Here is a 20,967-nt window from a genome sequence, read left to right as displayed (position 1 = left end):
CGGGCGATGCGGTGTCTCTTAAGTTCCGCGTCATCGTTCTTCGCCAGCAAGCCGGCTCCTACAGAAGCTCGCCGTCTTCTGCGGGGCGCACTGTTAAAAGTCCTTGCAGAGCCGCAACGCGTCATAGATCGCCGCATGGGTATTGCGCTGTGCCACGCAGTCACCGATGCGGAACAGCAGATACCCGTCACCCGGCTGACTCAACGACGGCTGCGGCTGAATCGCGAACAGGGCGTCGATGTCGATCTGGCCCTTGTTGCGCGAACCTTCCTTCATCCCGTAATAGAGCTCCTCGTCAGGACGCACGCCGTTCTCGATCACGACTTGGTCGACCACCCGCTCCTCTTTGGCGCCGGTGTATTCGTTCTCCAGCACCGCGACCAGCTTGTCGCCCTCGCGGTAGACCTTTTCCAGCATCATGTCGCCGGTCATGATCACTTCCTTGGGGTACATGCTGCGGTAGTAGGTCGGGAACGACGTACCCCCGATGGCAACGCCGGGTTTGATGTCGTCAGTAACGATCTCGACCTGGCAGCCTTTGTCGGCGAGAAAGTCAGCCGTGGACATGCCCGTGAACTCGCAAATGGTGTCGTAGACCAGCACGTTCTTGCCCGGCGCGACTTTGCCGTCAAGGATGTCCCAGCTGCTGACAACCAAGCCTTCGGCGGCCCCCCAATGCTCGTTCTGCTCAATGAACGGATGACCGCCCACCGCCAGCACCACCACGTCTGGACGCAGGTCCATGATGGTCGCGATGTCTGCCGCCGTGCCCAGACGCAGATCCACTTTCAAGCGCGCCAGCTCAAGCTGAAACCAACGCGTGATGCCGGCGATCTGATCGCGCTGCGGTGCTTTCGAAGCGGTTGTGATCTGTCCACCGATGGCGTCTTTCTTCTCGAACAAGGTCACGTCGTGGCCCCGCTCGGCCGAAACGCGCGCCGCTTCCATCCCCGCAGGCCCGGCCCCGATGATCACCACCTTGCGCTTCACGCCGGTGGTTTTTTCGATGATGTGCGGCACGCCCATGTATTCCCGGGATGTGGCGGCGTTCTGGATGCACAGCACGTCCAGGCCCTGGTACTGACGGTCGATGCAGTAGTTGGCACCCACGCACTGCCGAATCTGGTCGATCTGGCCCATTTTGATCTTGGCGATCAGGTGCGGATCGGCGATGTGCGCGCGGGTCATGCCGACCATGTCGACGTAGCCGCCTTCGAGAATGCGGGTCGCCTGATTCGGGTCCTTGATGTTCTGCGCGTGCAGCACCGGCGCCTTGACCACTTCCTTGATGCCGGCCGCCAGGTGCAAAAATGGCTCCGGTGGATAACTCATGTTCGGGATGACGTTGGCAAGGGTGTTGTGGGTATCGCATCCTGATCCGACCACACCGAGAAAATCGATCATGCCGGTCTGGTCGTAGTACTTGGCGATCTCCTTCATGTCCTCGTGACTGAGGCCGTCCGGGTGAAATTCGTCGCCACAGATACGCAGGCCGACGCAGAAATCAGGGCCGACTTCTTTGCGCACGGCCTTGATCACTTCCAGGCCGAAACGCATGCGGTTCTCGAAGCTGCCGCCCCATTCATCGGTGCGCTTGTTGACCCGCGGACTCCAGAACTGGTCGATCATGTGCTGGTGAACTGCCGACAGCTCGACGCCGTCCAGGCCACCGGCCTTGGCACGCGCCGCCGCGCTGGCGTAGTTGCCGATCACGCGCCAGATTTCTTCCGGCTCTATGGTCTTGCAGGTTGCGCGGTGAACCGGCTCGCGGATGCCCGAAGGCGACAGCAGCGTCGGCCAATGATCGCCGTCCCAACGCGAACGACGGCCCATGTGAGTAATCTGGATCATGATCTTGGCGCCGTGCTTGTGCATGGCGTCAGCGAGGTTCTGGAAGTGCGGAATGATCTTGTCGGTCGCCAGGTTGACGGACTTCCACCAGCCTTGCGGGCTGTCGATCGCCACGCTGGACGAACCGCCGCAAATGGCCAGACCGATGCCGCCCTTGGCTTTCTCCTCGTAGTACTTCACGTAACGTTCGGTGGTCATGCCGCCGTCGGTGGCGTAGACCTCGGCGTGCGCAGTACTCAATACGCGGTTGCGTATGGTCAATTTACCGATCTGAATCGGTTGAAACATCGCTTCGAAAGCCATGACGGAAACCTCGACTTACAACGGCTTGACGACAAACAGGCCGTCGTCGTGGCCTTCTTCGGATCCGCCGTAAACCTGCTCGGCCACGGTGCGGATTTTGCTTCCGCTGGCTTCGAGGACCTGGTCCATGGCGCCGGCAAACCAGCCGGTGAACATGTAATCGACCTTGCGCCCCACTTTGCCGTAGACGTAAACGAAGGCCGAGTGCTCGAGCTTGACGCTGGCGGTGCCTTTTTCCAGATCGATGTCCTGAATCTTGAACAGCCCCCAACCGCGCTGGGACAGACGATTCATGTAGTGCTCGAACACGGCGACGCCTTCGATGCCGTGGCATTCGGCTTCTTTCTCGCACCAGTGCCAGGCCGATTTGTAGCCGGCCTTGTAGAGGATTTCGGCATAGGCGTCGGCGCCCAGCACTTCTTCGATGCCCATGTGGTTGTTAACGAAGAAATGGCGCGGCACGTACAGCATCGGCAGGGCGTCGGAGGTCCAGACACCGGTCTCGCTGTCGACTTCGATTGGCAATTGCGGGGCGATCTTGGCCATGGAAACTTAACTCCGGAAAATTCGTGTGGATGCCCTCTCCGCGATGGGAGAGGAAAAAATTCAGTGATCGGCGCGTGGGGCCGCAGGCTTATTCGCCCCAGACGTCGCCCAGGATGCGAACCCAGTTTTCGCCCATGATCTTGCGCACCACGCGCTCGGAGTGGCCGCGTTTAAGCAGGGTTTCGGTGAGGTTCGGGAATTCGCCGACGGTTCGGATGCCCAGCGGGTTGATGATCTTGCCGAAGTTGGTCAGGCGGCGGGCGTAGCCTTTGTCGTGGGTCAGGTATTCGAAAAATTCCTGGCCGTGACCCTGAGTGAAATCAGTGCCGATGCCGATGGCGTCTTCGCCGACGATGTTCATCACGTACTCGATGGCTTCGGCGTAATCGTCGATGGTCGAATCGATGCCCTTGGCCAGAAACGGCGCGAACATGGTCACGCCGACAAAGCCGCCGTGATCGGCGATGAACTTAAGCTCCGCGTCGGATTTGTTGCGGGGGTGTTCTTTGAGGCCCGAAGGCAGGCAGTGGGAGTAGGTCACTGGCTTCTTCGATTCGAGGATGACTTCCTCGGAGGTCTTCGAGCCGACATGGGAAAGGTCGCACATGACGCCGACGCGGTTCATCTCCGCGACGATCTCACGCCCGAAACCCGACAGGCCGCCGTCGCGCTCGTAGCAGCCGGTGCCCACCAGATTCTGGGTGTTGTAGCACATCTGCACGATGCCCACGCCCAGCTGCTTGAATATCTCGACGTAGCCGATCTGGTCCTCGTAAGCATGGGCATTCTGGAAGCCGAAGAGGATGCCGGTCTTGCCCAACGCCTTGGCCTTGCGGATGTCGGCCGTGTTGCGCACCTGGATGACCAGATCGCTGTTTTCACGAATCAATTTCTGGCTGGAGGCAATGCTGTTGACGGTCTGCTGAAAGCCTTCCCACACCGAGACTGTGCAGTTGGCCATGGTCAGGCCGCCTTTGCGCATGTCTTCGAACAGTTCACGGTTCCATTTGGCAATGATCAACCCGTCAATGACGATGCTGTCGGCGTGTAACTCGGCTGGGCTCATCAGGCGGTCCCCTGGGGTTCTTTAATGGCCGGAAGGTCTGCCGGCGCTTTGGGGTCAGCATATGCCTGAGGGTCGGAGGAGCCGGGTGCAAAAACGACAGGGGAATTGCCGAAAGCGTCAAGAAACGACAAAGGGGGGTGATGGGCATTTGCTCCCCGCATTTGATAACTGTTCTTTGCCTCGCGCTTGGGCGAGAATCCAATCCATCTCTGACTCGGGAAGTCCCAATGAAAACCATGTTTCTGGCTTTGGCTTTATTCGCGACAGGTGCCCACGCTGCAGCCAACCCGGCCGTCAATCCTTGTGACGGCGTTGAAGAAGATCAGCAGACGCTTGAGTGCTCGGTGTACAGCCGCGACACGGCGGAGAAGTTGCTGACAGAGAATGTTCAGAACGTGCTTGAGCGTGTGCAGACGCAGTTCGGGGCGAACAAGGCCCAGGCCGAGGAGTTCGCCACCAAACTCAAGGCGGCCCAGGAAGCCTGGAAGAAACTGCGTGACGCGGACTGTGCAGTGGAAGTGTTCCCGGCCAAGCCCGGCACCAAAGAATTCAACATCGACCAGAACGATTGCCTGACCCGCGCCAGCGACGAACGATCGGAATACCTGGACACCGTCGCGCAGTCTGAGTGATCCCGAATGCGCTACCCTGACGCCCTCCCCGAGCTCAAGGTATGCACATGAACATCTGCGGCGTAGAAATCAAAGGCAGCGAGGCCATCTTCGCTGTCGCCACTCGCGCGTCCGGCGCGCTCGAACACGTTCCGTTGCCGATCAAGAAGATCGCACTCGAAGACGACGATGAAGCCGTCAACGTGAAAGCGTTCGCCCGCCAGATCGAAGCGTTCGTGCGTGACAACGGCATCGGCCATATCGCGATCAAAAAACGCAGCAAGAAAGGCGAGTTCGCCGGCGGCCCGACGACGTTCAAGATCGAGACCATCTTTCAACTGCTGGAAGACTGTGAAGTCATCCTGCTGTCGCCTCAGACGATTAATGCTCAGATGAAGAAGCACAGCTTTGAACTGCCCCCTGCGCTGAACAAGTATCAGCATGAGGCTTACAAGGCGGCGTGTTCGGCGTTGATGAAGGCCAAGTAAGCAATACGCTTACTTGGGTTCTCTGCGTTGCAACAGCCACTCGCCCAGTGCCTTGTCCTCCAAGGCATATGCGCCGCGACTGGATTTCCACACCAGCTCTTTGTCACGGAGCGCATCGATCGCCGCCTGAATGGTCTGAGTGCCAGGCACCAGCTCGCTGTTCAGCGCCTCCAACGCCTTGCCCACCGCAAGTAAGGTCGCATCGGCGAAGGGTGCGAACGGCTGGTTGTCGCGTGCGCGGTCAGCCATCACTTCCAGCACTGCTCGCTGTGGCAAGGTCAGGGCGTTGTAGGCGCTCTCAAACTCCTCCCACACGCCCGCCCGCAGCAACCGGGCACTGTCATGCAGCAATTGGCCAAGATTCTCGGCGTCTCCCAGCTCAAGCGCCACATCGCCGATGATTGAACGCAGCATTTCCGGGCGGCGCCCTACCAGCTCGAACGCGGAATCAATATCGGCCGCGGAAAACTGGTTGGTGAGGGCCAGATGGCTGTTGAGGTGGGCCGTGTAGGCTTTGGTGAAGTCTTTGCCTAATAGCGGAAACGGCGTAATGTTCGAGCCATAAAACGGTTGGTTTTTGTTCAATACCAGATGGGCCAGCTTGTCTCGGTTCGAGCCCGTCAACACCAGCCGCAACGCGCCGTTGCCTTGCTCATGACCTTGATTGAGCTCGTCCCGTGCGGCCTTCAACGCGAACATTGCGTTGACCCCGGCTTCACTGGTCAAGGCGTGCTGAGCTTCATCGATGATCAGCACGATCATCTTCTGCGACGCGCTGTGCAACAGCTGCAAGGCCTGCGTTAACGTCGAGCCCACTGGCAATTGCGGCGTGGTGAAATCCCACGACAGCGTGCGCAGGAAGTTAAGTTTGTCTATCCCGGCTGATTTAGCGAGCTTACGAATGCCTTTTTCGTACGGCACAAGGGCAACCGCGATCGCCGAGCTGATCAGGTCGGCGGGGTCCTGTTCCCGATCAGCCCACAGGTCAACGTAAACCGGCAGCCAACCCTGGACGAGACACTGCGGAACCAGATCCTCGCGCAGGAAGGTGCTCTTGCCAGTGCGACGGGGCGCCGCGAGGAACAGTCCTGATGAATAATCGTGCAGTCCTTCGCCGGTCAAACCTTCGGCGACGGTGGACGCGAGGGTCGTGCGCTTGAACACAAAACCAGTGCGTTTGGTCATGATTTATACCCAATTATTACTCGGACTATAATTTATAGTCGTGAGTATAATTGACAATAATCAGGAGTCAAACAGCCTTCACCTCGCGCGCCCGCCCTCGATCCTCCCTCGGACACACCACAAATCTCGCTCTGTAACTGCGGGTGAAATACGAAGGCGATTCAAACCCGCACGCAATACTGACCTCCAGCACGCTCATGTCGCTCTGGCGCAGCAGTTGCCTGGCTTTTTCCAGCCGCAGGCCGAGGTAAAAGTTGCTCGGCGTGTCGTTCAGGTGCAGGCGGAATAGCCGTTCCAACTGACGCCGCGTCACTTGAATCCCTTCTGCAAGTGCCAGCGTGCTCAGCGGCGGCTCGGTGTGCTGCTCCATGACGCCGATCACCTGCACCATTTTCTTGTTATTGATGCCGTAGCGCGTGGCGATCTGCATGCGCTGGTGGTCTTTGCGCTGGCGTATGCGCCCGAGGACGAACTGCTCGGAAACCTTGATCGCCATGTCAGCGCCGTGAGCCTGCCCGATCAGGTCGAGCATCATGTCGATGGAGGCGGTGCCGCCGGCCGAGGTAATGCGGCGCCGGTCGATCTCAAACAGCTCCTGCGTTGCCTGTAGCCGGGGATAGGTTTCCTTGAAGGCGTCCAGCGCTTCCCAGTGCAGGGTCAGCCGATAGCCGTCCAAAAGACCCGCCTGGGCGAGGACGAAACCGCCGGTGTCGATGGCACCCAGCACCACGCCTTCCAGGTCCAGCCGACGCAGCCAGTGTTCCAGCATCCCCGTGTAAAACTTCAGCGGATCAACGCTGCACATCACCCATAACGTCGCGCCTTTTTTCAGCGGCTCCAGCGCGGCATCGGCGTTCACCGACATGCCGTTGCTGGCAATCACAGGACCGCCGTCGACGCTCAGGATGTGCCAGCGAAACAGCTCGCCACCAAAACGATTGGCGACGCGCAACGGCTCCAGCGCCGACACGAAACCCATCATCGAAAAGCCGGGCATGAGCAGAAAGTAGAAATCCTGGGACATCGTTGGCGCGTTCCTTAGGATCTGAGCATATGGGAGATTTGGTCGGAAAGTGATCAGACACGACCGGGTTTCCTGGGCCCGATCATCCAATACACCTCTTGCCGATTGGCAGCAACCGTACAGGTCGCTGCTGTGCAAGACCGTGTCGCCGCTGTGCGATTTGAGAGGCTCGCTGCTGCGTAGTTTTGCATCTCATAAGCGGGCCGCAAACGTCCGCGTCAATGCCTGGCCTGCAAGGAACCTCACCCATGAATCACGACGTCATCATCACCTGCGCACTGACCGGTGCTGGCGACACGACCGGGAAAAGCCACCTGGTCCCGATCACGCCCAAGCAGATTGCCGCAGCCGCGGTCGAGGCCGCCAAGGCCGGGGCGACGGTCGTGCACTGCCATGTGCGCGATCCCGAGACCGGCAAGTTCAGCCGTGACGTCGAGCTGTACCGCGAGACCATGGACCGCATCCGTGAAGCCGACATAGACATCATCGTCAACCTGACTGCGGGCATGGGCGGCGACCTGGAGATCGGACCGGGCGAGCTTCCCACCGATTTCGGCCCCGGCACCGATCTGGTCGGTCCGCTGACCCGGCTCGCGCACGTCGAAGCGCTGCTGCCGGAAATCTGCACGCTGGACTGCGGCACCCTCAACTTCGGTGATGGCGACACCATTTATGTGTCCACGCCCGCGCAACTGCGGGCGGGGGCCAAGCGCATTCAGGAACTGGGAGTTAAAGCCGAACTGGAGATTTTTGACACCGGCCACCTGTGGTTTGCCAAGCAGATGATGAAAGAAGGTTTGCTGGACAACCCGCTGTTTCAACTGTGCATGGGCATTCCGTGGGGCGCGCCAGCGGACACCACCACGATGAAAGCCATGGTCGACAACTTGCCCGCCGATGCGGTGTGGGCTGCCTTCGGTATCGGCCGCATGCAAATGCCGATGGCTGCGCAGGCGGTGTTGCTCGGCGGCAACGTGCGGGTCGGTCTGGAGGACAACATCTGGCTCGACAAAGGTGTGCTCGCCAGCAACGGCGCGCTGGTCGAGCGCGCCAGCGAGATTCTCAGCCGCCTGGGCGCCCGGGTGCTGACCCCGGCCGAGGGCCGCGTGAAGATGGGCCTGAAAAAGCGGTTTTGATCCCCACACAAATCCTACCGTGCAGGAGTGAGCGTGCTCGCGATAACGGTGTGTCAGTCACACATCTGGCACAGATGAATAGCTATCGCGAGCAAGCTCATTCCTACAAGGCCCTCGACACTTTTTCGAGTAACCGACATGACCTTTATCACCACCATCAAAACGTTCGCGGCCTTGGGCAGCGGTGTCATTGGCAGCGGTTGGGTGGCGCGCGCGCTGGCTCATGGCCTGGATGTCGTGGCCTGGGACCCGGCGCCGGGCGCAGAAGCGGCGCTGCGCAAACGCGTGGCCAACGCCTGGCCGGCGCTTGAGCAAAAAGGCCTGGCGTCGGGCGCGTCCCAGGAACGCCTGCGCTTTGTCGACACCATTGAGGAATGCGTTCGCGACGCCGACTTCATCCAGGAAAGCGCCCCCGAGCGCCTTGACCTCAAACTGGATCTGCACCGCAAGATCAGCGCGGCGGCCAAGCGTGACGCGATCATTGCTTCCAGCACCTCCGGGCTGCTGCCGTCGGAGTTTTACGAGAGCGCCACACACCCGGATCGCTGCGTGGTGGGCCATCCGTTCAATCCGGTGTATCTGCTGCCGCTGGTGGAAGTGGTCGGCGGCAAGCACACCGCGCCGGAAGCGGTGCAGGCCGCGATTCAGGTCTACGAATCACTCGGCATGCGTCCGCTGCATGTGCGCAAAGAAGTCCCCGGTTTTATTGCGGATCGCTTGCTGGAAGCGCTGTGGCGCGAGGCCCTGCACTTGGTCAACGACGGCGTGGCGACCACCGGTGAAATCGATGACGCGATCCGTTTCGGCGCCGGCCTGCGTTGGTCATTCATGGGCACCTTTCTGACTTACACCCTGGCCGGCGGCGATGCAGGCATGCGGCACTTCATGGCGCAGTTCGGCCCGGCGCTGAAGTTGCCGTGGACTTATCTTCCGGCGCCGGAGCTGACCGACAAGCTGATTGACGATGTGGTCGATGGCACCTCGGATCAGCTGGGTAGCCACAGCATTGCGGCGTTGGAGCGGTATCGCGATGACTGCCTGCTGGCGGTACTTGAAGCGGTGAAAACCACCAAGGCCAGGCATGGGATGGCGTTTGAGGATTGAGCCAAAATTTTCATCGCCCAAACCGGCTTCATCGCGGGCAAGCGCGCTCCTACAAGAGGTATGCGATCAACTGTAGGAGCGCGCTTGCCCGCGAATAGGCCGTTGATCTCACCGAAATTGTGACCCTGGAACCCTATGCCTGCGCTCATTACGTACAAAACCCCAGTCCTCGTCGACTGGGTCGACTACAACGGCCACCTGCGCGATGCCTTTTATTTGCTGATTTTCAGCTTCGCCACAGACGCCTTCATGGAACGCATCGGCCTGGCCAGTGACGATCGGGATGCCAGCGGCCACTCGCTGTTCACGCTCGAAGCGCACATCAACTTCCTGCACGAAGTGAAACTCGGCGAAGCGGTGGAAGTGCGTACGCAAATCGTCGGGCACGACCACAAACGTGTGCAGCTTTATCACGGGCTGTACAAGCCAGACGGGGAGATCGAGTTGGCAGCGAGCGAGCAGATGCTGCTGCATGTGGACCTGGCGGCGGGGCCGAAGTCGGCGCCGTTCAGCGAAGCGTCGCTGCAGGCGCTGCGATTGCTGAGTGAAGCTCAACATGACCAGCCGAATCCGTCCTATGTCGGGCGGATCATCACCCTACCCAGCCGGCAAAACACCCTGTAGATACGCGGATCACGCCCACAAAAAAGCCCGCATCGCTGCGGGCTTTTCATTTTTCAGCAATCGATCAGAAAACGATCAGTTCACTTTGGCGTTCAGCTCGCCTTTGGCATAACGCTCGAACATCTTCTCCAGGGAGATCGGCTTGATCTTGGAGGCGTTGCCGGCGGTGCCGAATGCTTCGTAACGGGCGATACACACGTCGCGCATGGCCGATACGGTTTTCGCCAGGTATTTACGTGGGTCGAACTCGCTCGGGTTTTTCGCCATGAACTCGCGGATAGCACCCGTCGAGGCCAGACGCAGGTCGGTGTCAATGTTGACCTTGCGCACGCCGTGCTTGATGCCTTCAACGATTTCTTCGACCGGCACGCCGTAGGTTTCTTTAATGTCGCCGCCGTACTGGTTGATGATTTTCAGCCATTCCTGCGGAACGGAAGAAGAACCGTGCATCACCAGGTGGGTGTTCGGGATGCGCTTGTGGATCTCTTTGATCCGCTCGATCGCCAGGATGTCACCGGTAGGCGGCTTGGTGAACTTGTACGCGCCGTGGCTGGTGCCGATGGCGATAGCCAGTGCGTCAACCTGAGTTCTTTTAACGAAATCGGCCGCTTCCTCCGGGTCGGTCAGCATCTGGCTGTGATCCAGCATGCCTTCTGCGCCGACGCCGTCTTCTTCACCGGCCATGCCGGTCTCCAGCGAGCCCAGAACACCCAGCTCACCCTCAACCGAAACACCACAGGCGTGAGCCATGGCGACGGTTTCCTGGGTGACGCGAACGTTGTAGTCGTAGTCCGCAGGGCTTTTGCCGTCTTCGCGCAGCGAACCGTCCATCATCACCGAGCTGAAGCCCAGTTGAATGGAGCGTTGGCAGATGGCCGGGCTGGTGCCGTGGTCCTGGTGCATGACCACCGGAATGTGCGGGAATTCTTCGATCGCCGCCAGGATCAGGTGGCGCAGGAACGGGGCGCCAGCGTATTTGCGCGCACCGGCCGAAGCCTGAACGATCACCGGAGAGTCGGTCTTGTCGGCCGCTTCCATAATGGCGCGCATTTGTTCCAGGTTGTTCACGTTGAATGCAGGGACGCCGTAGCCGAACTCGGCTGCGTGGTCCAACATCTGGCGCATGCTGATAAGTGCCATTGTCTGTCTCTCTCCCGGTGGGGTCGTTAATCGTGCGTGCCGTAGTGGCGGCTATTCAAATTATAGGGGTCGATTGCTCAGTCATCGCCCCGGTGCTGCCTCGCTCGAACCGCTCAGCCCTTTACGGCGCCTTGCAGCCACGACCGATCAAATCGTTGGTAGCGTCCCAGTAGACCAGGCCTTCGCTGCCTTTGTTGTCGAACGCCAGCACGCCGTTACTGTAGAGCGCGCCGGAAGCTCCGGGCGACGCTTGCAGACGGAATACCTGCTCGCTCTGATTGAGGCGTACATCAACCTCCTTCTTCGCGGCATCGGCGTACTTCCAGAAAATCTCGGCTTTGCTGTCGCAGACCCAATGGGTCCAGGGGGCTGCCGGTTCCGATGCTTTCATGCTGGCGCAACCGCTCAGCAGCATCAGTGTCGCAAGGGCTAACAAGCCTTTCATTACTACTCCTGAATCCCCCGCATCGCGTGACGGATGTCGATCATGGCAGGGGCAATGCTGTTCCTGTATTCCGGCACACCGTCAAATGAGACTCAGTGGTCAACTGAAAATCAGTGACAGGGGACAGGTCCCACGGCAGGCATGAATTCGTATTTTTCCCAGACTTCAGGCCCGCCACGCTTGTAAACGATCGGTACGGTTTCCGCCTGCCAGCCTGCCTGATAGCAGCTGACCTGAAGCAATCCCGGCGCCGCGCTCGACGCCGTCTCTGCCTCAGGCTTGCTTGCACAGCCGACCAGCAAACCCGCCATGATCAACAGCGGTAATGGCTTGACCATTTCACTCCCCTTCACCTTGGCCGGTCAGGCCTTGGCGCGTTGTTCCAGAACTTCCACGGCAGGCAGTACCTTGCCCTCGACGAACTCAAGGAACGCACCGCCGCCTGTAGATATATAGGAGAGCTTGTCGCCTATACCGTATTTGTCGATGGCGGCCAAGGTGTCGCCCCCGCCAGCGATAGAAAACGCCGAGCTCTCGGCGATTGCGTGAGCCAGCGTCTTGGTGCCTTCGCCGAACTGATCGAACTCAAATACGCCGACCGGGCCGTTCCAGAGAATAGTCTTGGAAGATTTCAACAATTCGGCAAAGTGCGCAGCGGTTTGAGGACCGATGTCGAGGATCATGTCGTCGTCGGCGACGTCGGCGATCAGCTTGACGGTGGCTTCGGCATCGGCGGCGAATTGCTTGGCAACCACCACGTCGACCGGCAACGGCACGCTGACCTTCGCGGCGATGGCTTTGGCGGTCTCAAGCAGGTCCGGCTCGTACAGGGACTTGCCAACCGGATGGCCCGCCGCAGCCAGGAAGGTATTGGCAATACCACCGCCGACAATCAGCTGATTGCACTTCTCGCTGAGGCTGTTAAGCACGTCCAGCTTGGTGGAAACCTTGGAGCCGGCAACAATGGCCGCCATTGGCTGGGCCGGATTGCCGAGGGCCTTGCCCAACGCGTCAAGTTCAGCGGCCAGCAGCGGACCGGCCGCAGCGACTTTGGCGAACTTGGCCACGCCGTGGGTCGAGCCTTCTGCACGGTGGGCGGTGCCGAAAGCGTCCATCACGAACACATCACACAAAGCGGCGTACTTCTGCGCCAGCTCGTCAGCGTTCTTCTTTTCGCCCTTGTTGAAGCGCACGTTCTCGAACAGCACGATATCGCCCGCTTTGACGTCGACACCGTCCAGGTATTCCGCGACCAGCGGCACTTCACGACCGAGCGCCTTGCTCAGGTAGTCAGCGACCGGCTTGAGGCTGTTCTCGGCGGAAAACTCACCCTCGGTGGGGCGACCCAGGTGCGAGCAGACCATGACGGCTGCGCCTTTCTCCAGCGCCAGCTTGATGGTTGGCAGCGACGCGAGAATGCGCGCATCGCTGGTCACCACGCCGTCTTTGACCGGGACGTTGAGGTCTTCGCGGATCAGTACACGCTTACCTTGCAGATCGAGGTCGGTCATCTTCAACACGGTCATGAGGCATTCCCTGTTTTTACTATTGTTTATGAATGGTGTGCAGGTAGTGATCGGCGACATCCAGCATGCGATTGGCAAAGCCCCACTCGTTGTCGAACCAGGCCAGGATGTTCACCAGCCGAGGGCCCGAGACCCGCGTCTGGCTGGCATCGATGATCGCCGAGTGCGGGTCGTGGTTGAAATCGCAACTGGCATGCGGCAATTCGGTATACGCCAGCAGTCCCTTCAGCGGGCCGCGGGTGGCGGCCTCGCGCAGGATGCGGTTGATCTCGACGGCATCGGTATCACGGGCGACCTGCAGCGTGATGTCCAGGCACGAGACGTTCACCGTCGGCACACGAACTGCTTTGGCCTGAATTCGGCCGGCAAGTTCCGGAAGCAGCCGCTCGATGCCCCGCGCCAGACCAGTGGACACCGGGATGATCGACTGAAAAGCCGAACGTGTACGGCGCAGGTCTTCATGATGGTAGGCGTCGATGACTGGCTGATCGTTCATCGCCGAGTGAATCGTGGTGATGGTCACGTACTCGAGACCCAGTTCGCGATTCAGCAGGTCGAGCAACGGCACGCTGCAATTGGTGGTGCACGACGCGGCAGACAGCAGCCGCTCATCGCCGGTCAGGGTTTCCTGATTGATGCCGTAGACAATGGTGGCATCGACGTCGGCTTCGCTGGCCATGGGCTGGGAAAACAACACTCGCGGCGCGTGGGCCGAAAGAAAGCGCTCGCCGTCAGCACGCGTGTTGTAGACGCCGGAGCATTCGAGCACCAGATCGACGTCGAGCGAGCCCCAGTCGATGCCTTCCGGCGTCGCGCTGCGAAACACTTTGATGACGTGATCGTTGATGTGCAGAAAATCGCCTTCGACCCGCACTTCGCCGGGGAACCGGCCGTGTGTGGAGTCAAAGCGCGTGAGGTATTCGAGACTGGCCATGTCGGCCAGATCGTTGATTGCCACCACGTCAAAGCCAGCCTTCGCCCCTCGCTCGCACAGCGCGCGCAGCACGCAGCGGCCGATACGACCGTAACCATTGAGGGCGACTTTATAAGGGTGTGGCTGAGGCATGGGGTTCTCGCAGGCTTTCATCAAAACCTGTAGGAGCGCGCTTGCCCGCGAGTGCGGTCTGTCAGCCCTATCTCAGGCGACTGACAGAATGCATTCGCGGGCAAGCGCGCTCCTACACGGCAGCGCAGTGGTGCTTAGTCTTCCAGCAGCTCTTCAGCCGTGGAGAGGACGTTCTCCAGCGTGAAGCCGAACTCTTCGAACAGCAGGTTGGCAGGTGCCGACTCGCCGAAGGTGGTCATGCCGATCACGCGACCTTCCAGGCCCACGTACTTGTACCAGTAGTCGGCGTGAGCAGCTTCGATGGCGATGCGCGCGCTGACTTCCAGTGGCAGAACCGACTGCTTGTAGTCGGCGCTCTGGGTTTCGAAAACGCTGGTGCACGGCATGGAAACCACACGCACGTTCTTGCCGTCTGCGGTGAGCTTGTCGTATGCCTGAACAGCCAGGCCAACTTCGGAACCGGTTGCGATCAGGATCAGATCCGGCTCGCCGCTGCAGTCGCGCAGCACGTAGCCACCGCGGTTGATGTTTTCCAGCTGCTCGGCATCACGGGCCTGATGCTGCAGGTTCTGACGGGAGAAGATCAGCGCCGACGGGCCGTCATCACGTTCAATCGCGTGCTTCCAGGCGATGGCGGATTCAACGGCATCAGCCGGGCGCCAGCAGTCCAGGTTCGGCGTGGTGCGCAGGCTGGTCAGTTGCTCAATCGGCTGGTGAGTCGGGCCGTCTTCGCCCAGACCGATGGAGTCGTGGGTGAACACATAAATGATGCGTTTCTTCATCAGCGAGGACATGCGCACCGCGTTGCGGGCGTACTCCATGAAGATCAGGAAGGTCGCGCCGTACGGCACGAAACCGCCGTGCAGGGCGATGCCGTTCATGATCGCGCCCATGCCGAACTCACGAACACCGTAGTGCAGGTAGTTACCGGTGGCGTCTTCGCCGGTGATGCTGCGGCAGCCTTTCCAGATGGTCAGGTTTGAACCTGCCAGGTCGGCGGAACCGCCGAGGAATTCAGGCAGCAGCGGACCGAAAGCGCTCAAGGCATTCTGGCTGGCCTTGCGGCTGGCGATGGTTTCGCCCTTGGCGTTGACTTCAGCCACGTATGCGGCGGATTTCTCGGCGAAGTCAGCAGGCAGTTCACCGCTCATGCGGCGGATCAGCTCGTTGGCTTCGGTCGGGAAGGCTGCGGAGTAGGCAGCGAAACGCTGATCCCATTCGGCTTCAACGGCCAGGCCTTTTTCCTTGCCATTCCACTCGCTGTAGATGTCGGCCGGGATTTCGAACGGGCCGTGGGTCCACTTCAGCGCAGCGCGGGTCAGGGCGATTTCTTCAGTGCCCAGCGGAGCGCCGTGGCAGTCTTCCTTGCCTTGCTTGTTAGGCGAACCGAAACCGATGGTGGTCTTGCAGCAGATCAGCGTCGGCATGTCGCTCTTGTGAGCGGTGTCGATGGCGGTCTTGATCTCGTCGGCGTCATGACCGTCGACGTTGCGGATGACCAGCCAGCCGTAGGATTCGAAGCGCTTAGGGGTGTCGTCGGTGAACCAGCCTTCGACTTCGCCGTCGATGGAAATCCCGTTGTCGTCGTAGAACGCGACCAGCTTGTTCAGGCGCAGCGTGCCGGCAAGCGAAGCGACTTCGTGGGAGATGCCTTCCATCATGCAGCCATCACCCATGAACACGTAGGTGTGGTGGTTGACGATGTTGTGGCCTGGACGGTTGAACTGGGCAGCCAGAGTTTTCTCGGCAACCGCAAAACCGACGGCGTTGGCGAAACCCTGACCCAGTGGGCCAGTGGTGGTTTCAACGCCCGGGGTGTAGCCGTATTCCGGGTGGCCCGGCGTACGGCTGTGCAGCTGACGGAAGTTTTTCAGGTCTTCGATGGACAGGTCGTAGCCGGTCAGGTGCAGCAGCGAGTAGATCAGCATCGAGCCGTGGCCGTTGGACAGGATGAACCGGTCGCGGTCAGCAAACATCGGATTGGCTGGGTTGTGCTTCAGATAATCGCGCCAAAGGACTTCAGCGATATCCGCCATGCCCATCGGGGCACCCGGGTGGCCGCTGTTGGCCTTTTGCACGGCATCCATGCTGAGGGCACGAATGGCATTGGCTCGCTCACGACGGCTTGGCATCGCTGATCTCCTGGGGCAGATAAAAGTGGGACCGGAAAAAGGCGGCCATTTTCCCTCAGGCACCCTCCGGGGGCAATGACAGATCACACACCATCGGTGTTTTCCTCTGCCAGTGACGTGTTTTCGTACACCGCACCCAACGCCCGACGGCAAACGGCAGAATCTCGGCGCCGGGGTGCCGCCACTGATCGACCAATATCAAAACTTTTTGATATTGCCCTTGCGACACGTCCGGTCGATAACTAGACTGCCTGCCTTATGAATCTTCGCGTGCCTGCCATTAGCCATGATGAATGCGACGAGCTGGCTGCCTTGTGCAAAGCCGGCGGCGATCCGCTGCGGCTGAATGTCTTGCGCGCGCTGTCGAACGATTCCTTCGGCGTACTGGAGTTGGCGCAGATTTTCGCCATCGGTCAGTCCGGCATGAGCCATCACCTCAAGGTGCTGGCCCAGGCCGATCTGGTGGCGACGCGGCGTGAAGGCAACGCGATCTTTTATCGACGCGCCCTGCCCCACACCGAACACACCGGCGGCAAGCTGCACGCGGCGATGCTTGAAGAAGCCGATAACCTGCGCCTGCCCGATGATGTACAGGCGCGGATCGGCCTGGTGCATCGCCAGCGGGCCAACGCCAGTCAGGACTTCTTCGCACGCACTGCCGAGAAATTTCGGGCCCAGCAGGACCTGATCGCAGGACTGCCGCAATACCGCGACAGCCTGCTGTCGTTGCTGGACAAGCTGAGCTTTCCCGTCGATGCCACGGCGATAGAAGTCGGGCCCGGGGATGGCGGTTTTCTGCCTGATCTGGCGCGGCGTTTTCGACATGTGACGGGCCTGGACAACAGCCCGGAAATGCTCGATCTGGCGCGCAAGATCTGCACGCAAAAGGCGCTGGTTAACGTCGAGCTGAAACTGGCCGATGCACTGACCAACGCTAATATCGCCGGTAACTGCGTGGTCTTGAATATGGTGCTACACCATTTCGCCGCGCCCGCCGAAGCGCTCAAACAATTGGCCAACCTGTTGCAACCGGGCGGTAGCCTGCTGGTGACAGAGTTGTGCAGCCATGACCAGAGCTGGGCCAAGGAGGCCTGTGGCGATCTCTGGTTAGGCTTCGAACAGGAAGATCTGGCCCGTTGGGCCATCGCTGCGGGGCTGGTCCCCGGGGAAAGCCTGTACATAGGCTTACGTAATGGTTTCCAGATCCAGGTCCGCCACTTTCAGCGACCGGCTGGCAACACTCACCATCGGTACTAATCAGGAAAACCGTCGAGATGAGCGAATACTCCCTTTTCACCTCCGAGTCCGTGTCTGAAGGACATCCGGACAAAATCGCCGACCAGATCTCCGATGCGGTGCTGGACGCCATCATTGCCCAGGACAAGCAGGCTCGCGTCGCCGTGGAAACCCTGGTCAAGACCGGTGTGGCCATCGTTGCCGGCGAAGTCACCACCACCGCGTGGGTCGACCTGGAGCAGATCGTTCGTGATGTGATCTGCGAGATCGGCTACACCAGCTCCGACGTCGGTTTCGACGGTGCGACCTGCAGCGTGATGAACATCATCGGCAAGCAGTCCCCTGACATCAACCAGGGTGTCGACCGCGCAAAACCTGAAGATCAGGGCGCGGGCGACCAGGGCCTGATGTTCGGCTACGCCAGCAATGAAACCGCTGAACTGATGCCTGCGCCGATCGCGTTCTCGCACCAGTTGGTGCACCGTCAGGCTGAAGCCCGTAAATCCGGCCTGCTGCCGTGGTTGCGCCCGGACGCGAAATCCCAGGTCACTTGCCGCTATGAAAACGGCATCGTGGTGGGCATCGACGCCGTTGTTCTGTCGACCCAGCACAACCCGGAAGTGTCGTACAAAGATTTGCGCGAAGGCGTGATGGAGCTGATCGTCAAGCACGTGCTGCCTGCCGAACTGCTGCACAAAGACACCCAATTCCACATCAACCCGACCGGCCAGTTCATCATTGGCGGCCCGGTGGGCGACTGCGGTCTGACCGGTCGCAAGATCATCGTCGACAGCTACGGCGGCATGGCCCGTCACGGCGGCGGCGCGTTCTCCGGTAAAGATCCATCGAAGGTCGACCGTTCGGCAGCGTACGCTGGCCGTTACGTGGCCAAGAACATCGTCGCTGCCGGCTTGGCCGAGCGCTGCGAGATTCAGGTTTCGTACGCGATTGGCGTTGCACAGCCTACTTCGATCTCGCTGAACAGCTTCGGCACCGGCAAGATCAGCGACGACAAGATCGTCCAGCTCGTCCGCGAGCACTTCGACCTGCGCCCGTACGCCATCACCACCATGCTCGACCTGCTGCACCCGATGTATCAGGAAACCGCAGCCTACGGCCACTTCGGCCGCACGCCGCAAACCAAGACCGTGGGCGACGACACCTTCACCACGTTTACCTGGGAAAAAACCGACCGCGCCGACGCACTGCGCGCCGCTGCCGGTTTGTAATATCCGCTGGGTGCATAGCGCTTAGCGGCATCCGGTAAAAAAAGCCCCTGGCGATGTGAGTCGTCAGGGGCTTTTTGCATTCGGGTTGAAGGAACGATCAGCCCCGCCGCGCCACCAGCAAAAACGACGCTGCGCTCGCTAACAGCCCAGCACATATCCGGTTGAACAGACGCTTGCCACTTGGTTTGGCAAACAGACGACGCGCATGCACGCCCATCCAGCTGTAGAGCCCGATAGCGATGCATTCCAGCGCCAGAAACATCGCGCCCAGTTGTGCGAACTGAGTGATGACCACGCCGGAACGGTCGACGAATTGCGGCAGAAACGCGGTGAATAGCAAAATAGCCTTGGGGTTACCGATGGCCACTAGAAACTCCTGTCGTGCCAGAGTCCCCAACCCCCTCGAAGCAAAAACGGTCCCGCCCTCAGCCTCAGGTGCTGCCCGCCACAACTGCACCGCCAGATAAAACAGGTACGCCGCGCCAACGATCTTGATCGCGTGAAACAGCAGCTCCGACGTATGCAGCACCGCCGTCAGCCCCACCGCCGCCAGCGCAATCATGATCGCAAACGCCAGCAAACGACCAATGCCGCCCCAGCAGGCACTGATAAATCCATAGCGCGAGGCGTTGCTGATCGACAGCAGATTGTTAGGGCCGGGCGCCATGTTCAAGGCGAAACAGGCGGGAATGAAAACCAGCAAGGTGGGAAGGTTCACTGCAAGTCTCCTGCAAGAATCGAAGTGATGAAGTGTCAGCCCTGCGCGCTGCGAAGCTCAAGACACAGCTGAAGATCAAATCTGTTGCGTTTTTCCGTCGCGATTAAATTCTGCAGCCCATAAGTATTTTGCAGCCTTAATCCTGTCGACGTCGTCGCCATATTCAAATAACAAACCCTGGATACTTGCTATCGCGAAACGCCATATAAAATGGAGGATTTACCACGCCTTCAACAGCACTAAACCGATTCGCTATCACTGATATTTCGAATAAGCATAAATAAACTTAACTCATTGAAATTTAAGGTCATTAATTTAACCTTCATCAACTCGATTATTTGCCTCTTTGCAAGACGATCTCTAGGGAAGGTCTGAAGTAGGCACGCGTTTTTAACAGCCCCGTTGCTTGAGGCTCAAAAAATGTCGACTCAATCGAAAATTAGACCTTTTGCTCTCTCAATCCCCGCTTTTTTCTGCGTACAAGCGCTTTTCAGCACTCATTTTCCGCATTAAAGGCGTACCTCTCCTGCATTGAGTAATCGTTTTCGCATCATCCACAGGTTCGACAGAGCAAACAGCGTGGTCTGCTGCGCAGTGTTTTTCAGCAGGCCTCGGAAGCGTACTTTCGTATAACCAAACTGGCGCTTGATTACTCGAAACGGATGCTCAACCTTGGCGCGCAGTTGAGCTTTCGCGTATTCGATTTTGCGACGCATGCGCCCGATCAGACTCTTCTTTGCATGCTTTTTATAGCTGCTGGGCCGCGCAGCAATCGACCAGATCATTTGGCGATCTTGATGCTCGGGGCGCTTTTCGACGCCGGTGTAACCGGCATCGCCAGAGACGTAAGTTTCTTCTCCGTGCAGTAACTGATCGACCTGGGTTACGTCCGCCACATTCGCCGCAGTGCCCACTACGCTATGCACCAAACCGGATTCGGCATCGACACCGATGTGCGATTTCATCCCGAAATAGTATTGATTTCCCTTCTTGGTTTGATGCATTTCAGGGTCGCGTTTGCCGTCCTTGTTCTTGGTCGAACTCGGCGCATGAATGATCGTCGCATCGACCACGGTGCCTTGGCGCAACAACAAACCACGGTCGCCCAAATAGCCATTGATGACCTGCAAAATCCCACCGGCCAGCTCATGTTTTTCGAGCAATCTGCGGAAGTTGAGGATCGTGGTTTCGTCTGGAATCCGATCCAGATGCAGCCCGGCAAACTGGCGCAGAATCGTAGTTTCGTACAGCGATTCTTCCATAGCTGGGTCGCTATAACCGAACCAGTTCTGCATCAGATGAACCCGCAACATCGCCATCAACGGGTATGCCGGACGACCACCTTCTCCCGTTGGATAGTGCGGCTCGATCAGTTTGACCAAGCCATTCCAGGGCACGACCTGATCCATCTCGATCAGGAAGCGTTCACGGCGGGTTTGTTTGCGTTTGCCAGCGTATTCGGCGTCAGCGAAGGACATCTGCTTCATCGGGACTCAACCGTTCAGTGCTTGGGACTGGCGTATTTCACCAGATTTGG

Annotated in this window: 20 protein-coding genes; 7 read left to right on the top strand and 13 right to left on the bottom strand. The window is 59.4% G+C overall.

Annotated features, from left to right (window positions below):
* Window positions 1-93: 93 nt before the first annotated feature.
* The 3 genes from dgcA to OKW98_RS03480 all read right to left on the bottom strand — a co-directional run bounded on the left by dgcA (window position 94) and on the right by OKW98_RS03480 (window position 3,766).
* Window positions 94-2,154, bottom strand: a complete 2,061-nt coding sequence (gene dgcA / locus OKW98_RS03490; protein WP_265387985.1) for a dimethylglycine demethylation protein DgcA — start codon at window positions 2,152-2,154, stop codon at window positions 94-96.
* 15 nt (window positions 2,155-2,169) lie between these two features.
* Window positions 2,170-2,700 (bottom strand): 4-vinyl reductase, encoded by a 531-nt coding sequence (locus tag OKW98_RS03485; protein ID WP_133775540.1) that lies wholly within the window; start codon window positions 2,698-2,700, stop codon window positions 2,170-2,172.
* Window positions 2,701-2,788: 88 nt separating this feature from the next.
* Window positions 2,789-3,766 carry a dipeptidase gene (locus OKW98_RS03480; RefSeq protein WP_265387984.1) on the bottom strand — a complete coding sequence of 326 codons (978 nt, stop codon included), beginning with the start codon at window positions 3,764-3,766 and terminating at the stop codon, window positions 2,789-2,791.
* Between the two features lie 227 nt (window positions 3,767-3,993).
* Between OKW98_RS03480 and OKW98_RS03475 the strand changes: the two genes are divergently transcribed.
* Both OKW98_RS03475 and OKW98_RS03470 read left to right on the top strand, forming a co-directional pair.
* Window positions 3,994-4,398, top strand: coding sequence for a lysozyme inhibitor LprI family protein (locus OKW98_RS03475; protein ID WP_265387983.1), 405 nt, complete (start codon window positions 3,994-3,996; stop codon window positions 4,396-4,398).
* Between the two features lie 47 nt (window positions 4,399-4,445).
* Complete coding sequence (locus OKW98_RS03470; protein ID WP_265387982.1) at window positions 4,446-4,865, top strand: DUF3010 family protein; 420 nt, start codon at window positions 4,446-4,448, stop codon at window positions 4,863-4,865.
* A 9-nt stretch (window positions 4,866-4,874) separates the two neighbouring features.
* Here OKW98_RS03470 and OKW98_RS03465 read toward each other — a convergent pair whose 3' ends face one another.
* Both OKW98_RS03465 and OKW98_RS03460 read right to left on the bottom strand, forming a co-directional pair.
* The gene (locus tag OKW98_RS03465; RefSeq protein ID WP_265387981.1) at window positions 4,875-6,050 is read right to left on the bottom strand and encodes a hypothetical protein; all 1,176 of its coding nucleotides are present in this window, start codon (window positions 6,048-6,050) and stop codon (window positions 4,875-4,877) included.
* Window positions 6,051-6,117: 67 nt separating this feature from the next.
* Window positions 6,118-7,074: a GlxA family transcriptional regulator gene (locus OKW98_RS03460; RefSeq protein WP_265387980.1), complete on the bottom strand. Its 957-nt coding sequence runs from the start codon at window positions 7,072-7,074 to the stop codon at window positions 6,118-6,120.
* Window positions 7,075-7,322: 248 nt separating this feature from the next.
* Between OKW98_RS03460 and OKW98_RS03455 the strand changes: the two genes are divergently transcribed.
* From OKW98_RS03455 to OKW98_RS03445, 3 genes are all read left to right on the top strand, one after another.
* Window positions 7,323-8,210, top strand: coding sequence for a 3-keto-5-aminohexanoate cleavage protein (locus OKW98_RS03455; RefSeq protein WP_265387979.1), 888 nt, complete (start codon window positions 7,323-7,325; stop codon window positions 8,208-8,210).
* A 138-nt stretch (window positions 8,211-8,348) separates the two neighbouring features.
* The gene (locus OKW98_RS03450; RefSeq protein WP_265387978.1) at window positions 8,349-9,314 is read left to right on the top strand and encodes an L-carnitine dehydrogenase; all 966 of its coding nucleotides are present in this window, start codon (window positions 8,349-8,351) and stop codon (window positions 9,312-9,314) included.
* Between the two features lie 135 nt (window positions 9,315-9,449).
* The gene (locus OKW98_RS03445; RefSeq protein WP_265387977.1) at window positions 9,450-9,938 is read left to right on the top strand and encodes a thioesterase family protein; all 489 of its coding nucleotides are present in this window, start codon (window positions 9,450-9,452) and stop codon (window positions 9,936-9,938) included.
* Window positions 9,939-10,013: 75 nt separating this feature from the next.
* Here OKW98_RS03445 and fba read toward each other — a convergent pair whose 3' ends face one another.
* From fba to tkt, 6 genes are all read right to left on the bottom strand, one after another.
* Window positions 10,014-11,078, bottom strand: a complete 1,065-nt coding sequence (gene fba / locus OKW98_RS03440) for a class II fructose-bisphosphate aldolase (protein WP_065991242.1) — start codon at window positions 11,076-11,078, stop codon at window positions 10,014-10,016.
* Between the two features lie 121 nt (window positions 11,079-11,199).
* Window positions 11,200-11,523 carry an MliC family protein gene (locus OKW98_RS03435; protein WP_065991241.1) on the bottom strand — a complete coding sequence of 108 codons (324 nt, stop codon included), beginning with the start codon at window positions 11,521-11,523 and terminating at the stop codon, window positions 11,200-11,202.
* Between the two features lie 110 nt (window positions 11,524-11,633).
* On the bottom strand, window positions 11,634-11,861 hold the full coding sequence (locus OKW98_RS03430) for a hypothetical protein (RefSeq protein ID WP_065991240.1): 228 nt from the start codon (window positions 11,859-11,861) through the stop codon (window positions 11,634-11,636).
* Window positions 11,862-11,885: 24 nt separating this feature from the next.
* The gene (locus OKW98_RS03425; protein WP_265387976.1) at window positions 11,886-13,049 is read right to left on the bottom strand and encodes a phosphoglycerate kinase; all 1,164 of its coding nucleotides are present in this window, start codon (window positions 13,047-13,049) and stop codon (window positions 11,886-11,888) included.
* Window positions 13,050-13,068: 19 nt separating this feature from the next.
* Window positions 13,069-14,115 carry an erythrose-4-phosphate dehydrogenase gene (epd, locus tag OKW98_RS03420; RefSeq protein WP_265387975.1) on the bottom strand — a complete coding sequence of 349 codons (1,047 nt, stop codon included), beginning with the start codon at window positions 14,113-14,115 and terminating at the stop codon, window positions 13,069-13,071.
* A 134-nt stretch (window positions 14,116-14,249) separates the two neighbouring features.
* Window positions 14,250-16,247: a transketolase gene (gene tkt / locus OKW98_RS03415; protein ID WP_265387974.1), complete on the bottom strand. Its 1,998-nt coding sequence runs from the start codon at window positions 16,245-16,247 to the stop codon at window positions 14,250-14,252.
* Between the two features lie 258 nt (window positions 16,248-16,505).
* Here tkt and OKW98_RS03410 point away from each other — a divergent pair, with 258 nt between their 5' ends.
* Together OKW98_RS03410 and metK are read left to right on the top strand one after the other, a co-directional pair.
* A complete protein-coding gene (locus tag OKW98_RS03410) occupies window positions 16,506-17,504 on the top strand; it encodes an ArsR/SmtB family transcription factor (protein ID WP_265387973.1) in 999 nt (332 codons plus the stop codon).
* 17 nt (window positions 17,505-17,521) lie between these two features.
* Window positions 17,522-18,712, top strand: coding sequence for a methionine adenosyltransferase (gene metK, locus OKW98_RS03405; protein WP_265387972.1), 1,191 nt, complete (start codon window positions 17,522-17,524; stop codon window positions 18,710-18,712).
* Between the two features lie 97 nt (window positions 18,713-18,809).
* Here metK and OKW98_RS03400 read toward each other — a convergent pair whose 3' ends face one another.
* Both OKW98_RS03400 and OKW98_RS03395 read right to left on the bottom strand, forming a co-directional pair.
* A complete protein-coding gene (locus OKW98_RS03400; protein ID WP_265387971.1) occupies window positions 18,810-19,430 on the bottom strand; it encodes a LysE family translocator in 621 nt (206 codons plus the stop codon).
* 509 nt (window positions 19,431-19,939) lie between these two features.
* Window positions 19,940-20,917 (bottom strand): IS5 family transposase, encoded by a 978-nt coding sequence (locus OKW98_RS03395; protein ID WP_265385849.1) that lies wholly within the window; start codon window positions 20,915-20,917, stop codon window positions 19,940-19,942.
* Window positions 20,918-20,967: the final 50 nt, after the last annotated feature.

Origin of the sequence: Pseudomonas sp. KU26590 (assembly GCF_026153515.1) — a bacterium.
Lineage (GTDB): Bacteria > Pseudomonadota > Gammaproteobacteria > Pseudomonadales > Pseudomonadaceae > Aquipseudomonas.
The sequence above is the reverse complement of the archived record's forward strand: the minus strand, read 5'-3'. Positions and strand labels throughout refer to the sequence as shown.

Bases quoted from the DNA above. Each gene is read 5' to 3' on its own strand.
- OKW98_RS03395 (WP_265385849.1), bottom strand. From the start codon at position 20,917: ATGAAGCAGATGTCCTTCGCTGACGCCGAATACGCTGGCAAACGCAAA.
- OKW98_RS03460 (WP_265387980.1), bottom strand. From the start codon at position 7,074: ATGTCCCAGGATTTCTACTTTCTGCTCATGCCCGGCTTTTCGATGATG.
- metK (WP_265387972.1), top strand. From the start codon at position 17,522: ATGAGCGAATACTCCCTTTTCACCTCCGAGTCCGTGTCTGAAGGACAT.
- OKW98_RS03470 (WP_265387982.1), top strand. From the start codon at position 4,446: ATGAACATCTGCGGCGTAGAAATCAAAGGCAGCGAGGCCATCTTCGCT.
- OKW98_RS03455 (WP_265387979.1), top strand. From the start codon at position 7,323: ATGAATCACGACGTCATCATCACCTGCGCACTGACCGGTGCTGGCGAC.
- OKW98_RS03465 (WP_265387981.1), bottom strand. From the start codon at position 6,050: ATGACCAAACGCACTGGTTTTGTGTTCAAGCGCACGACCCTCGCGTCC.
- OKW98_RS03480 (WP_265387984.1), bottom strand. From the start codon at position 3,766: ATGAGCCCAGCCGAGTTACACGCCGACAGCATCGTCATTGACGGGTTG.
- OKW98_RS03485 (WP_133775540.1), bottom strand. From the start codon at position 2,700: ATGGCCAAGATCGCCCCGCAATTGCCAATCGAAGTCGACAGCGAGACC.
- fba (WP_065991242.1), bottom strand. From the start codon at position 11,078: ATGGCACTTATCAGCATGCGCCAGATGTTGGACCACGCAGCCGAGTTC.
- OKW98_RS03425 (WP_265387976.1), bottom strand. From the start codon at position 13,049: ATGACCGTGTTGAAGATGACCGACCTCGATCTGCAAGGTAAGCGTGTA.
- tkt (WP_265387974.1), bottom strand. From the start codon at position 16,247: ATGCCAAGCCGTCGTGAGCGAGCCAATGCCATTCGTGCCCTCAGCATG.
- epd (WP_265387975.1), bottom strand. From the start codon at position 14,115: ATGCCTCAGCCACACCCTTATAAAGTCGCCCTCAATGGTTACGGTCGT.
- OKW98_RS03435 (WP_065991241.1), bottom strand. From the start codon at position 11,523: ATGAAAGGCTTGTTAGCCCTTGCGACACTGATGCTGCTGAGCGGTTGC.
- OKW98_RS03430 (WP_065991240.1), bottom strand. From the start codon at position 11,861: ATGGTCAAGCCATTACCGCTGTTGATCATGGCGGGTTTGCTGGTCGGC.
- OKW98_RS03410 (WP_265387973.1), top strand. From the start codon at position 16,506: ATGAATCTTCGCGTGCCTGCCATTAGCCATGATGAATGCGACGAGCTG.
- OKW98_RS03475 (WP_265387983.1), top strand. From the start codon at position 3,994: ATGAAAACCATGTTTCTGGCTTTGGCTTTATTCGCGACAGGTGCCCAC.
- dgcA (WP_265387985.1), bottom strand. From the start codon at position 2,154: ATGGCTTTCGAAGCGATGTTTCAACCGATTCAGATCGGTAAATTGACC.
- OKW98_RS03450 (WP_265387978.1), top strand. From the start codon at position 8,349: ATGACCTTTATCACCACCATCAAAACGTTCGCGGCCTTGGGCAGCGGT.
- OKW98_RS03445 (WP_265387977.1), top strand. From the start codon at position 9,450: ATGCCTGCGCTCATTACGTACAAAACCCCAGTCCTCGTCGACTGGGTC.